Genomic DNA, 12,483 nt, shown 5'->3' on the forward strand with positions numbered 1-12,483 from the left:
TCATAATGAACTACGCAATTGAATTTCACGACGCTAAATACCCCTTTCTTGATGTAGCTGCGCGTAAAAAAGCACTGAAGCACAGTCTACTATCTGTCATCGAAGGGTTAGCCGTCATTAAATTGGGTAAGCAGGAGTATGCCATTGAACCAGGCCAATATTTTTGGATTCCTCAAGGATGTTTGAGCTCCCTCACCTTTTTACCTAATTCTCGTGTATATCGTTGTGATTTTTCTGTGCGTTTAAATGACGAGTTCTCACAACAGGCGGGCTTTGTGAAGCCTTCACCGCTACTAAAAGCGCTCGTCGAGAAGCTAGCAACAACTGCCGAACGCTCGGATCTGCAAACCGATCTACTGACAGTAGTAAGACATGAAGTATTGACGCTGTCTCCTAAACTAGCGCACTCAACGTTAACGAGAACCATCAATCAATGGACTCCTGGCTGTGACATGAATATTTCTAAAGAGCTTTGCTTGGTACTAACACTACGTGAAGCAAGAAAAATGAAACTGTCGGGGAAGAAGGAAGAGCAAATTGTTGACTCTCTTTTTGCTGGTAACACCGAAGAATATGAACAGCTTTGCTTTTTAGTCTTTGGAGAAGCGCTATAACTCGCTCTTCAACAAGCTACGTCTTCAGCATTACGGACACAGAAAGTAGATTAAAACAAAAAGGGCGTACATTGATAATGTACGCCCTTTTTTCATTTGCTTGAGATGTCTAGAAAGGTACTTCTATCTGCATCATCCAGTCAGCGTCATAATATTCGTGCCAACGATAATCAAATCGCATTCTTGGCTGTCCGTCTGATTTATCACCAAAACCAACGCTGAACATCAACCCGTGACTACGAAGCCACTCTTCTGTATCCATTTTACTCTCTTCGTCTCGGAGCTCTTCCGGCATCCAAAAACCAAGACCAAAGTAATTCTTTTCTAAGTTTTGAGTTAGAAGTGGGGTCTCTTCCGGCTTAATCGCCCACTCCTCCCAATAGTTTTCTGTTGGTCCTTCAAGCTTCGCTTCCGCTGCATACCAAATCAATGCTTCAGTACTTAACACGCCGATGGAATCTAAAATTTCTTCACAGATTGGAAGAGTGTTATCTTCAAACACCACGGAACGATCAGAAAAATAGTTACACGCGGAATGAGCTTGTGTCACCACAAGCAGCGCACATGCACTAAATAAAACGACTCTGACCATGAAAATCTGACCTCTCAGTTCCCAGACAATGTTTCTCTGTATAAGCCTTTACTAAGTAATAAATCACGTACGGAAGGTGTTGTATAGGCACCGATCTCTTCACCCTCGGCCAGTGCTTTGCGAATATCTGTGCTTCTGACTTTTACTTTTTCAGGACATGCCATAACAGTCCAACGTTCCGTAATCTCTTCAGCTCTACTAAATTTAGCAAATTTGAAGAAATTATCAGGACCAATGACAAAAGTTATATCGGCAGTTGGGTAGATTTCTTGAATTTTTTCTAACAACGCATAGGTCGTCACACTTTGTCCAGGTTGGTATAAAGCTTGCTCTGCATCAGAACGCTGAACATTAGAAAGCCCCATATCCTTGATGAACGCGTCAACCATTTTGCACCGAGTTGGGTAATCAAGCATGTTCTTGCCCCAAGCGTGTGCAATGCTTGGCTCAAGTAGCACAAGATCAAAGTGGCTCAAAGACTCAATAACACTTTTATGCCCTAAACTAGGTGGGTTAAATGCACTACCAAAAATGGCGATTTTTTTCATATCCGGTGATTACCTGGTTGAAGAGAGTTTTCTAATCTGATGATTTCGGTATGATACTACTAATCTTTACAGCTTTTGACCCTAAAGTCGCGTTTAATGAGCCTCAACTGTATGGTTTATCACCATTTGAGCAAATGTGCTTTAGAGTCTGAAATATTTGCAGGAAAAGGAACCCTAAATGGAACAATCCATCCGTGACGAAATGCGCGTACTCCCTTCAATTGATCCGCATTTTGAAATTGAACGCCGTGTCGCTTTTATTAAGCGTAAATTGCAAGAAGCGGGCTGTAAGTCTCTTGTCCTTGGCATCAGCGGTGGCGTTGACTCAACGACATGTGGTCGTTTAGCTCAGTTGGCTGTAGACCAGCTGAACGAAGAAGCGGGCAACAATAGCTACCAATTTATCGCAGTTCGCCTGCCTTATGGGGAGCAAAAAGATGAAGATGAGGCTCAGCTCGCTCTGTCTTTTATTCAGCCAACCCATTCTGTATCGGTGAACATCAAAGCAGGTGTTGACGGGCTTCATTCGGCTTCTCACGTTGCATTAGAAGGCACAGATCTTCTACCAACTGATGCAGCAAAAGTCGACTTCGTAAAAGGCAATGTAAAAGCGCGTGCTCGCATGGTTGCTCAATACGAGATCGCGGGCTACGTAGGCGGCCTTGTTCTTGGTACTGATCACTCAGCAGAAAACATCACTGGTTTCTACACTAAATTTGGTGATGGCGCTTGTGACATGGCACCATTGTTCGGATTAAGTAAACGCCAAGTTCGTGAAGTGGCTGCTACATTGGGTGCACCTGAGCAACTAGTGAAGAAAGTGCCAACAGCAGACTTAGAAGAGCTTGCTCCACAAAAAGCAGATGAAGATGCCCTAAGCTTAACTTACGAGCAAATCGACGATTTCTTAGAGGGCAAACCCGTTCCACAGCAAGTGAGTGACCGTTTGGTAGCGATTTACAAAGCAACGCAGCACAAACGCCAGCCAATCCCGACGATTTACGACTAAGCGATATTTTCAGCTCTTTAAAACTCAAAACGCTGCTAAAAATAGCAGCGTTTTCTTGTCTAGGAACAGTTTTTGTCGAAGGAAAAAGGTGCTCTCGCCTAGTTGGTTACTGTTACGTCCGTCTCTGGCACAGCACAACACGCCAATACGGTTCCCATTGCACGTTCCTCATCAGTCAACGCGGGCACGTCCGGATGATGTACTTGACCCGACGTAAGCTGAACTTTACAGGCACCACATAAGCCTGCACGACAGCTATTGCTGATGACCTTCCCAGCATCTTCGAGCTGATCTAACAACGTTTTTTGGTTGTTGCCTACGAATTTAGTTCCATTAAAGTCAATAGCGAGACTCTTCTCTGGCTTTGACGTAAGAGAAGAAACTCCAAACGCTTCTTGATGGTAGTTTTCCTCTGGCAGCCCTTTTCTTAGTAGAAGACTTTTTGCTTTATCCATAAAGCCATCCGGGCCACACACAAACACCTGCCGCTGTTCAACATCTTTGATTTGCTTAATGTGTGACAAACTTAAACGCCCTTTCAAACCAAACCAATCAACAGCAGGTTGCGTTAAACAGACTTTTACTTCTAGCCCTGGGTGCTCACGCTTTAACTGCTCCAACTCTGAGCGACAAGGAATATCATTCTCGGTGCGACATTGATGGTAGAAAACCACGTTATCCAACTGATTGTGATCCGCTAAGTAACGCACCATTGATAACATTGGCGTTACTCCGCTACCCGCAGAGAGTAACAGCAGAGGCTGCGCTTCATGCGTTTTAAGGTGGAACTGACCGTCAGGTTGTTCTGCCTCTAAAACATCACCGACTTGTAAGTTGTCTAAGAGTGAGTTAGAGACTCTTCCACCCGCGATACGCTTTACAGAAATAGCATAACGACCCGGGCGAGAAGGACTGGATGATAAGGTATAGCGTCGACCCACTTTCTTACCATCAATATTCACCTCTATTGGCAGGTGTTGTCCCGGCAAGTAATTAGGCAACGAACCTTTGTTTGGCTCTAACCATAAGGTCACAAAGTCTTGGGCAATTTCTTCACGCTCAACACATGTAAGCTTCATGCGCACTGGCGAGTTATCTGCGTAAAACTCCGGCTCTTTGTACTCCAATACTTCAACTTTATCGCCTTGACGAATAATGCCTTCATTTCGCGCGACAAGATTCTGGCCAAAGAACACACCACCGAGATCGTTTGCACGGAACTGTTGCAAGGTTTTGAGCGGCTCTTTGCTCTCACGGAATGTGCCTCTTTGGGTATTCACCGTAGTCAGGATACAGCGCTCGCAAGGTTTGAGAGACTCAAACTCTACCTCACCGATTCGTATGCGCTTCCATGAATCTTCTTCAAATGGTTTAGTATCAGAGACAACTAAGTTAGTACGAAACTGATCCATTGAGTGTAGCTCTGAACTTCTTCGGTTCAGCTCATCAAGTGAAGCTTGACTGATCACTAAAACCGGATAACCATCAGCAAAACTGACGTTTTGACCTAGCTTTTCACGGACACGATTCGATTGCTCACCACTAAACAACAACTCAACGCGCTGCCCCAACACACGACTAAACCAGTCATCTGCATCATCTGTCGTGGTATAGGCAGTAAATGTATCTTTCCAAACCGTTGCAGGTGTCTCCTGCATTTTGAAATCTTGGTAACGGATTTTAAGTGGCTCCATACCCAAACTACTAAACACCACTCCATCGGACAATAAGGCAGACTTAATGGTTACCATTTGCGGATACTTTCGCGCAGTGATCATCGAGCCATCAGCTTTCGCAATCATAAAGCGACGATCGAAGCTCAATCCTTGCTTCTCAACCCATACGGACGACAGCGATAATCCGCCAACTGACTTAACCGGAAAAACATTAATTTGGGATAAAACGGGTTGCGACATGGCCTTCTTCCTACGGGTGTTTTTTATTTGTTGCGGTATTGTATACTCAAATCACATTAAGTTGCAGAGTCTGCTGCCTCTTCATCCATTGCAACTTTCTCGAAACCACATTCTTATAAATTTGGTTTTAGTGACAAGTATTTACTACACTCAATATTCGCGTTTTTTAACACCGTTCTGACCAAATACCGTTTGATAAAGTGTGATACGACACACATAATTCACCCAAGTTATCACTACTCCCATTTATCGATTTGGAGCTTAATTATGGATACAAGAAAACTGGTTCTGATTTTGTTATGTATCTTTCTTCCGCCTGTCGCGGTGTTTATGGAGAAAGGTCTAAATAAAGACTTTTTGATTAATCTAATATTGACGTGTTTCTTCTTTCTACCAGGTACGATCCACGCGCTTTGGTTAACAATGAAGTAACCACTTACACTCTCACTCTTTATAAAATTGAAAAATGAGATGAAATATGAGGGCAATTCCTCTATCATCCTGTCGCCTAAGCGCAAGCGTTTGCTCAAAAGCAAATACGGCGCTTAGGCTCCAATCAGACAACTTTTCAATGGTGGGAGCAATTAATGACAACACTGACTATCACTCGTCCTGACGACTGGCACGTTCACTTACGCGATGGGGAAGTTCTTAAAGACACCGTTCGCGACATCAGCCGCTACAATGGCCGTGCGCTGATTATGCCAAATACCGTCCCACCTGTTACTACAACTGAGCTCGCCCTAGCCTACCGTGACCGAATTCTCAAAGAGCAACATGGCGAACAGTTTGAGCCTTTAATGGCGCTTTACCTTACAGATAACACGACACCAGACGAAATACGTAAGGCTAAAGCAACCGGACACATTGTTGCTGCCAAGCTCTATCCTGCAGGCGCTACCACAAACTCAGATTCCGGTGTGACCAATGCGAAGAACATTTACCACGTTCTCGAAGCGATGGAAGAAGTAGGAATGTTACTTTTGGTTCATGGGGAAGTAACACATCACGATGTTGATATCTTCGACCGAGAGAAAGAATTCCTTGATACTGTCCTCGCTCCTATCGTCAATGACTTCCCTAATCTTAAAATCGTACTAGAACATATCACCACCGCCGACGCAGCAAACTTCGTTAGCAACGCCTCAGACAACGTAGCGGCTACCATCACTGCCCACCACCTTCTTTTCAACCGTAACCACATGCTTGTGGGTGGTATTAAACCTCATTTCTACTGTTTGCCAATTCTTAAGCGCGGAACCCACCAGCAAGCGCTGATCGAAGCAGCAACTAGTGGTAGCAAGAAGTTTTTCCTAGGTACAGACTCAGCGCCACATGCGAAAGGGGCAAAAGAATCGGCTTGCGGTTGTGCTGGTTCTTACACTGCACACGCAGCGCTAGAGCTTTATGCAGAAGTCTTCGAAAAAGAAGGCAAGTTGGAAAACTTGGAAGCTTTCGCAAGCTTCAACGGTCCTGATTTTTACGGCATTGCACGTAACAAAGATACGGTAACGTTAGAAAAATCCGCTTGGGATGTGCCAGAAACGATGCCATTTGGCAATGATATCGTTGTGCCTATTCGAGCAAATGAACAGATCGAGTGGAAAGTGAAGTAAGTACTTTACTGACGTTTCACCCATAAAACAGGGTCATGCTTTTTGTAAAAAGAAGTCATGACCCTTGTTATTATCGTCTCATGTTTTAGATGTGATTATTGACCACGAAGCTTTTCAACCATCGTCCATACCGCAACCACAACCAACCCCGCCACAAAGCCAATAATACCGTTCAGTAAAATAGGCAAAATGGCTGTAGCAACCGAATGACCACTAAAGTTCATAATAATCGGCTCTACAAAGTGATGAATGGCTGGCACGTTGTGCACCACAATTCCTCCACCCACCAAAAACATCGCAGCAGTTCCTACAATGGTTAACAACTTCATCAACTTTGGTGCAAAAGCGACCAAGGCCCCTCCGACTTTCGCCACCCAACCTTTACCGTTTGAGCGACTTTCAAGGTAAAGGCCTAAATCATCTAGCTTCACAATCCCAGCGACTAGTCCATAAACTCCAACCGTCATAATCACTGCAATTAAACTGACAACTAAAATTTGCGTAACAAGACTGGCTCCTGTCACGGTACCTAACGCAATCACGATGATTTCTGCTGAAAGGATAAAGTCTGTTCGAATCGCACCAGAAACTTTACGCTTTTCATACTCTTCTATCGACTCGCCAGTATTAACTAGCTCCTCTTTTTCTTCGTGCGGATGCGAGTGAGGAAACACTTTCTCAAGTACTTTCTCTGCCCCTTCAAAGCAGAGAAATAAGCCGCCAATTAGCAATAATGGCATAATAAGCCATGGAATAATCGCGCTAATAAGTAAAGCTGAAGGAACTAAAATCAATTTATTTTTGAATGAGCCTTTTGCAACCGCCCAAACCACTGGAATCTCTCGCTCAGATGCAACACCAGACACTTGTTGAGCGTTTAACGCTAGATCATCTCCCAACACACCTGCGGTTTTCTTTGCCGCCATTTTTGACATTAAGGCGACATCATCAAGCACCGTGGCAATATCGTCCAACAGTGTGAGTAAACTTGCTCCAGCCATTTTTTGTCTCTTATATGAAATTGAGTAAGTAACAAAATGTAACACCAATGAATCACTCATCAAAGTGATGATTTTGCAAAGAATACCACCCCAAATGGTGTTTTATATTGCCGTAAAGATAAGACAGGTCTAGTCTTGTGATACCTTTCAGCAGTCAAAAGAAAAAGTATAGATGAAAAGTGGATACATTTACCCGATCGGTACTCCTGGCCAACCTTGGAAAGAAGAAGAACGTAAAGCTTGGTTAGCAACGCAAGAAGTAAAACGTAGCTACCAAGATGAAGTCGTCAGTAAAATCGATGCCCTACGCGAGCGTTTTGATGTTGAACAATATGGTGCGCTCTCATACAACGAGGCACGCTTCCCTCTGTTTTGTATCAAAACACGCAATTGGGATTCAACTAAACCTGCTGTGTTGGTCACAGGCGGCGTGCACGGTTACGAAACCAGCGGTGTACATGGCGCATTAAAGTTTGTAGAAACAGAAGCAGAGCGCTATGCAGAGCATTTCAATATTGTCGTTGCACCCTGCGTAAGCCCTTGGGGTTACGAGGTGATCAACCGCTGGAATCCAAACGCGATTGATCCAAACCGCTCTTTCTATAAGGATAGCCCTGCCGAAGAGTCCGCTAACCTCATAAAGCTAGTTGCAACTTTAGGCGATGTGTTAATGCACATTGATCTACATGAAACGACAGATTCTGACGAAACTGAGTTCCGTCCAGCCTTAGCTGCTCGTGATGGTATTGAGTACATTGAAGGTATGATCCCAGATGGCTTTTACACGGTGGGAGATAGTGAAAACCCTCAGCCTGACTTCCAAAAAGCGGTCATTGAGTCAGTTGCAAAAGTGACTCACATTGCACCAGCAGATGAAAACGGCGAAATCATTGGTTCACCCGTCGTACAGTTTGGCGTTATCAACTACCCAATGGTAAAGCTGGGCCTATGTGGCGGCGTAACAAATTGCGTTTACGGCACGACAACGGAAGTGTACCCAGACAGCCCAATGGTGACCGACGAAGAATGTAACGATGCACAGGTTGCAGCCGTAGTTGGTGGTTTGAATTACATAATCGCTCAGCTATAACAATCGATTCTTGTATTGCTCCGGTGTCATGCCGGAGTATTTCTTGAACATCGCGATAAAAGGGCTAGCTTGGTTATAACCTAACGTCAGAGCGACTTCTTTCACAGTCTGCCCTTTACGCAGCAACTCCATAGAATGTAAATATCGCACACGTAAGCGCCACTCAGTAAAGCTCATGCCCAACTCACTCTGGCAATGTCTCGCTAACGTGCGTTCTGTGGTATGCACTTTTGCCGCCCACTCCGCCAAACTGATCTCATCCGTCGGCGATTCTTCTACTGCTTTTAAAATCGGTTCAAGATACTTATTGTCGGTAGTCGGTAAAAAGTGATGTTCGACTTCTTGCTTTGCAAGCTGGTCCAATAACACTTGTACCAAGCGCTTGTCTTCATCAGTTTGCGCCACATTAATGTCTCGCTGACGAAAGTCCTCAATAATAGATGACACGATTGGAGTCACTTTGATCAAGCTCGTTTTAGTTGGAAAATGCGCCGTCAATTCAGGGGCAATATTCAAAGAACAATATTCGATTGGCTTACGGTTGTAGCTAGTGTGACGAATTCCGGCGGGAACCCAAATAGCAAGATGTGGAGGTGCTAGAAATCTTGTGTCTTCTGCATCCATCTCCAGAATCCCACCGCTGATCAGTTGCACTTGCCCCCAAGGGTGGCTATGAATTCGTGTTTCTGTATTAGAGAGAAACGCTTCGAAATTCATAAATACATCTGATGGCGCACGATCGATTGATAAGGAGGGGTGAAGATTTCTGGCGCTCTTTTTCAAAATTGTCTTCCTATCGCTTACGATGTCTTTTAAGAGATACTTTTTATTATAAAGACCTGCCAGACTAGCGCCATCAATAATTGTGCTATAGGGTTCTCATGATTTATTTACTTCCGTTTTTCACCGTTATGATTTGGGGTGGTAACTCAATTGTGAACAAGATGGCTGCGAGCGCCATTGAACCAAGTGCGATGAGTTTCTACCGTTGGTTTGTCGCAATGGTACTCCTAACGCCATTTTGCCTGCCTGCAATCATCAAACAACGACACATTATTCGACCTTACTTAGCTAAGTTGGCGTTTCTTGCGTTACTTGGTATGGTTCTCAACCAGTCACTTGGATACTATGCCGGTTTAACAACAACGGCCTCTAATATGGCCCTGATCACCTCTTTAGTTCCTTTGATCAGTGTGTTTTTAAGTGTCCCATTGCTCGGTAAATCTATATCAATGTTAAGTATCGTCGGTGGTGTCATTTCGCTCGGCGGCTTGGCATTTATGCTTGGTCACGGTGATATCACTTACTTTTTACATCAAGACTTAACGCAAGGTGACAGCTTAATGCTCGTTGCTGCCATGGTATACGCGGCTTATTGTGTTCTGCTAAAACGCTGGAAAATGCCATTCAGTAGTTTGACTCTGGTTTACATGCAGGGCTTCTTTTCTGTTTTGATGCTCACACCACTTTGGCTCTCTAGTGAGCAACTGTTAACAAGCCAAGACGCGCTACCATTAATCGCTTATGCTGGTATTGCTGCTTCCATTTTCGCGCCGCTGATGTGGGTCAAAGCGATTGATTCAATTGGTGCTGATTCAAGTGCTATGTTCATGAACCTAATGCCTGTGGTTTCCGTCATACTTGCTTCAACACTAATTGGTGAGAAAATTTACGCTTACCACATTATTGGTGGGTTGTTAGTCATCTCTGGCGTTATCCTGTCGCAAGTAAAAGTAAGACAGAGAAAACCATTATCCAATTCTGAGATTGCCTCTACCGCCAATTAACATCTACACCCCAAGCCACAGAACTACGCTGTGGCTTGTCACTTCCAGCGTTCGAATAAAAGTTAAAATTTTGTTTCATTCGCTATTCCCGAAAATTCATCTTGCTGCTAAATTGGGAAAACAATAACCCATCAAGGAAAGACAGATGAGCAGTGGTCAAAGAGACATTACCCTTCGCTTTTTAGCAGAACCCAGCGACGTAAATTTTGGCGGAAAAGTGCACGGCGGCGCCGTAATGAAATGGATCGACTTGGCAGCGTACGCCTGTTCTGCAGCGTGGAGTGGTAAATATTGCATTACCGCATATGCTGGCGGCATTCGGTTTGTTGCTCCGATTCATGTCGGCAACTTAGTCGAAGTTAGCGCGAAAGTCATTTATACCGGACGAAGCTCAATGCACATTGCGATTGACGTGCAAGCTAGTGATCCAAAGCAAATGAAAAACAGACTCACCACTCACTGTATCGTTATCATGGTTGCTGTAGATGAAAACGGAAAACCAACCGATGTACCGAAATGGATTCCAGAGTCAGATGAAGACAAAGCCTTAGAGCAATCCGCTATCCGTCTTATGAACATGCGTAAAGAGATTGGGGAAGAAATGGAAGCACACGTTAAATACCTCAAGTAACTGGCATCCGTTAAGAACGCTATTAAGTACCTCAACGTTACCTAGACCCAGAGTGTGGAGCAACATCATGGTTTTGCCATTTGTTTCACGCTCGCCCTTCTCTGTCATAAATCCTTCACCTAGCTTTGCTTAAATCCATCCATTATTTTAGAGTTGGATAGAGTTTGGATCTTGAGACTAAAAGAAACGACCTTAAGTGAAGAGACGTTGACCAATTTAAAAGCGGTCGAGTACCAGTGGGTGAGAACCATGTACGTCGAGGGGTATAACGAAACAGAAATTAATCATTACATTCAAACTTGCTTTGGCGGTGACGTTACCTTTGCTAATCTATTTCGTCGCGTCGCACTGCAGCAAGAAAGCTTGTACACGCTGCTTCAATACGTTGGATGCGCACCTTCCAGCCGAGAGTTTTAATCTCTTCCTTCCCTACCTCAATTTAGCTTTTTACTAAGCTCTAGTTATTTATGTGAAGTGCTACGCAGGGCATTATTCAAGCCCTGTGTAATCCATTGCAAAGCCGCTAATCTCTATCTACTTATTGCAAAATTGCCTTTAACAGGCATAAAAAAACCTGAGTCTAAACTCAGGTTATGGTTACAAAAACTGTTAGTGATTGAATCGTAAGGAACTAAGCTAACAGCCAGCTATGCGTAACGCCAATAAAAGCCAAGATATTACTGATCGGCGGCCAAACCAAAATTGTAATATCCGTGCTAAGTATAAGGGCGACCATGTGGTCGCCCTTTTCTAGTTATTCTTATCAATCTCAGACCACAAGAGATTATCCTTTCACACCACCAGCGGTTAGACCACCAACCAACCAGCGCTGCGCAAGTAAGAATACGGCAGTGATTGGCACTGCTGAAAGTACAGCAGCTGCGGCAAAGTCACCCCACAAGTAGTTTTGTGGATATAGGTATTGCTGCATACCCACTGCAAGTGTGTACGAGTCTACATCAGAAAGCAGTAGTGACGCTACAGGAACTTCACCAATTACCATGATGAACGACAAGATGAAGACTACCGCTAGGATTGGCACAGACAGTGGCAGCAATACCAAACGGAATGCTTGCCATGGTGTAGCACCATCAAGAGCCGCCGCTTCTTCTAGAGACGAGTCAATACTTTCGAAGTAGCCTTTAATGGTCCAAACGTGCAGTGCGATACCACCTAAGTAAGCGAAGATCAGACCGCCATGCGTGTTCAGACCAAGGAAAGGAATGTACTGACCCAGTTTGTCGAACAACGCGTACAGAGCAACCAGTGCCAACACCGCAGGGAACATCTGGAAGATCATCATCGCTTTAAGAATGGTGTTCTTGCCTTTGAACTTCATACGAGCAAACGCGTAAGCCGATGTGGTTGATAGCGCCACGATTAGGATTGCAGAAATACCACCCACTTTTACCGAGTTCCACAACCATGTCATTACTGGGAATGGTGGCGGTGTAACTGTACCGTCTGGATTAGTCACCGAGAAACCTAATGCCAATTTCCAGTGATCAAGTGTTGGGTTGTCTGGGATAAGGCTACCCGTTGCAAAGTTACCTTCACGGAATGAAATCGCGATGATCATCAGTAAAGGGAAAATAATCAGTGCCAAGAATGCCCACATTGCAATATGAGTAGCCCAAACACGATACTTTAATGACTTACCTTGTACCATTGCCATTGTA

Annotated in this window: 14 protein-coding genes; 8 read left to right on the plus strand and 6 right to left on the minus strand. The window is 44.3% G+C overall.

Annotated elements, in window-relative coordinates:
- The first annotated feature begins 5 nt into the window (after positions 1 to 5).
- Positions 6 to 614 carry a hypothetical protein gene (locus UQW94_RS03740; protein ID WP_064369671.1) on the plus strand — a complete coding sequence of 203 codons (609 nt, stop codon included), beginning with the start codon at positions 6 to 8 and terminating at the stop codon, positions 612 to 614.
- A 109-nt stretch (positions 615 to 723) separates the two neighbouring features.
- On the opposite strand, the gene UQW94_RS03745 is transcribed toward UQW94_RS03740, so the two are convergent.
- Together UQW94_RS03745 and UQW94_RS03750 are read right to left on the minus strand one after the other, a co-directional pair.
- On the minus strand, positions 724 to 1,206 hold the full coding sequence (locus UQW94_RS03745) for a hypothetical protein (RefSeq protein ID WP_005375301.1): 483 nt from the start codon (positions 1,204 to 1,206) through the stop codon (positions 724 to 726).
- A gap of 14 nt (positions 1,207 to 1,220) precedes the next feature.
- A complete protein-coding gene (locus UQW94_RS03750; protein WP_005375300.1) occupies positions 1,221 to 1,754 on the minus strand; it encodes a nicotinate-nicotinamide nucleotide adenylyltransferase in 534 nt (177 codons plus the stop codon).
- A 178-nt stretch (positions 1,755 to 1,932) separates the two neighbouring features.
- Here UQW94_RS03750 and nadE point away from each other — a divergent pair, with 178 nt between their 5' ends.
- Positions 1,933 to 2,763, plus strand: coding sequence for an ammonia-dependent NAD(+) synthetase (gene nadE, locus UQW94_RS03755; RefSeq protein WP_005375299.1), 831 nt, complete (start codon positions 1,933 to 1,935; stop codon positions 2,761 to 2,763).
- A gap of 98 nt (positions 2,764 to 2,861) precedes the next feature.
- Here nadE and UQW94_RS03760 read toward each other — a convergent pair whose 3' ends face one another.
- Positions 2,862 to 4,679, minus strand: a complete 1,818-nt coding sequence (locus UQW94_RS03760) for a hybrid-cluster NAD(P)-dependent oxidoreductase (RefSeq protein WP_322142007.1) — start codon at positions 4,677 to 4,679, stop codon at positions 2,862 to 2,864.
- Between the two features lie 267 nt (positions 4,680 to 4,946).
- On the opposite strand from UQW94_RS03760, the gene UQW94_RS03765 reads away from it, so the two are divergent.
- Together UQW94_RS03765 and pyrC are read left to right on the plus strand one after the other, a co-directional pair.
- Complete coding sequence (locus tag UQW94_RS03765) at positions 4,947 to 5,111, plus strand: YqaE/Pmp3 family membrane protein (RefSeq protein WP_005375297.1); 165 nt, start codon at positions 4,947 to 4,949, stop codon at positions 5,109 to 5,111.
- A 155-nt stretch (positions 5,112 to 5,266) separates the two neighbouring features.
- Positions 5,267 to 6,295: a dihydroorotase gene (gene pyrC, locus UQW94_RS03770; RefSeq protein WP_085569333.1), complete on the plus strand. Its 1,029-nt coding sequence runs from the start codon at positions 5,267 to 5,269 to the stop codon at positions 6,293 to 6,295.
- 95 nt (positions 6,296 to 6,390) lie between these two features.
- On the opposite strand, the gene UQW94_RS03775 is transcribed toward pyrC, so the two are convergent.
- Positions 6,391 to 7,296, minus strand: a complete 906-nt coding sequence (locus UQW94_RS03775) for a DUF808 domain-containing protein (protein WP_017821242.1) — start codon at positions 7,294 to 7,296, stop codon at positions 6,391 to 6,393.
- Positions 7,297 to 7,468: 172 nt separating this feature from the next.
- On the opposite strand from UQW94_RS03775, the gene UQW94_RS03780 reads away from it, so the two are divergent.
- Positions 7,469 to 8,386 carry a M14 family metallocarboxypeptidase gene (locus UQW94_RS03780; RefSeq protein WP_182016444.1) on the plus strand — a complete coding sequence of 306 codons (918 nt, stop codon included), beginning with the start codon at positions 7,469 to 7,471 and terminating at the stop codon, positions 8,384 to 8,386.
- Here the strand turns inward: UQW94_RS03780 and UQW94_RS03785 are convergent.
- On the minus strand, positions 8,381 to 9,169 hold the full coding sequence (locus tag UQW94_RS03785) for an AraC family transcriptional regulator (protein WP_005385013.1): 789 nt from the start codon (positions 9,167 to 9,169) through the stop codon (positions 8,381 to 8,383). The genes UQW94_RS03780 and UQW94_RS03785 overlap by 6 nt on opposite strands.
- 98 nt (positions 9,170 to 9,267) lie before the next feature.
- On the opposite strand from UQW94_RS03785, the gene UQW94_RS03790 reads away from it, so the two are divergent.
- The 3 genes from UQW94_RS03790 to UQW94_RS03800 all read left to right on the plus strand — a co-directional run bounded on the left by UQW94_RS03790 (position 9,268) and on the right by UQW94_RS03800 (position 11,221).
- Positions 9,268 to 10,173, plus strand: a complete 906-nt coding sequence (locus tag UQW94_RS03790) for a DMT family transporter (protein ID WP_322142008.1) — start codon at positions 9,268 to 9,270, stop codon at positions 10,171 to 10,173.
- 145 nt (positions 10,174 to 10,318) lie between these two features.
- Positions 10,319 to 10,804: an acyl-CoA thioesterase gene (locus UQW94_RS03795; protein ID WP_005375279.1), complete on the plus strand. Its 486-nt coding sequence runs from the start codon at positions 10,319 to 10,321 to the stop codon at positions 10,802 to 10,804.
- Positions 10,805 to 10,975: 171 nt separating this feature from the next.
- Positions 10,976 to 11,221 carry a hypothetical protein gene (locus tag UQW94_RS03800; protein ID WP_005375277.1) on the plus strand — a complete coding sequence of 82 codons (246 nt, stop codon included), beginning with the start codon at positions 10,976 to 10,978 and terminating at the stop codon, positions 11,219 to 11,221.
- Between the two features lie 367 nt (positions 11,222 to 11,588).
- Here UQW94_RS03800 and malG read toward each other — a convergent pair whose 3' ends face one another.
- Complete coding sequence (gene malG, locus UQW94_RS03805) at positions 11,589 to 12,479, minus strand: maltose ABC transporter permease MalG (RefSeq protein ID WP_005375275.1); 891 nt, start codon at positions 12,477 to 12,479, stop codon at positions 11,589 to 11,591.
- Positions 12,480 to 12,483 lie beyond the last annotated feature (4 nt).

Source organism: Vibrio sp. PBL-C16 (genome assembly GCF_034321865.1).
Lineage (GTDB): Bacteria > Pseudomonadota > Gammaproteobacteria > Enterobacterales > Vibrionaceae > Vibrio > Vibrio alginolyticus.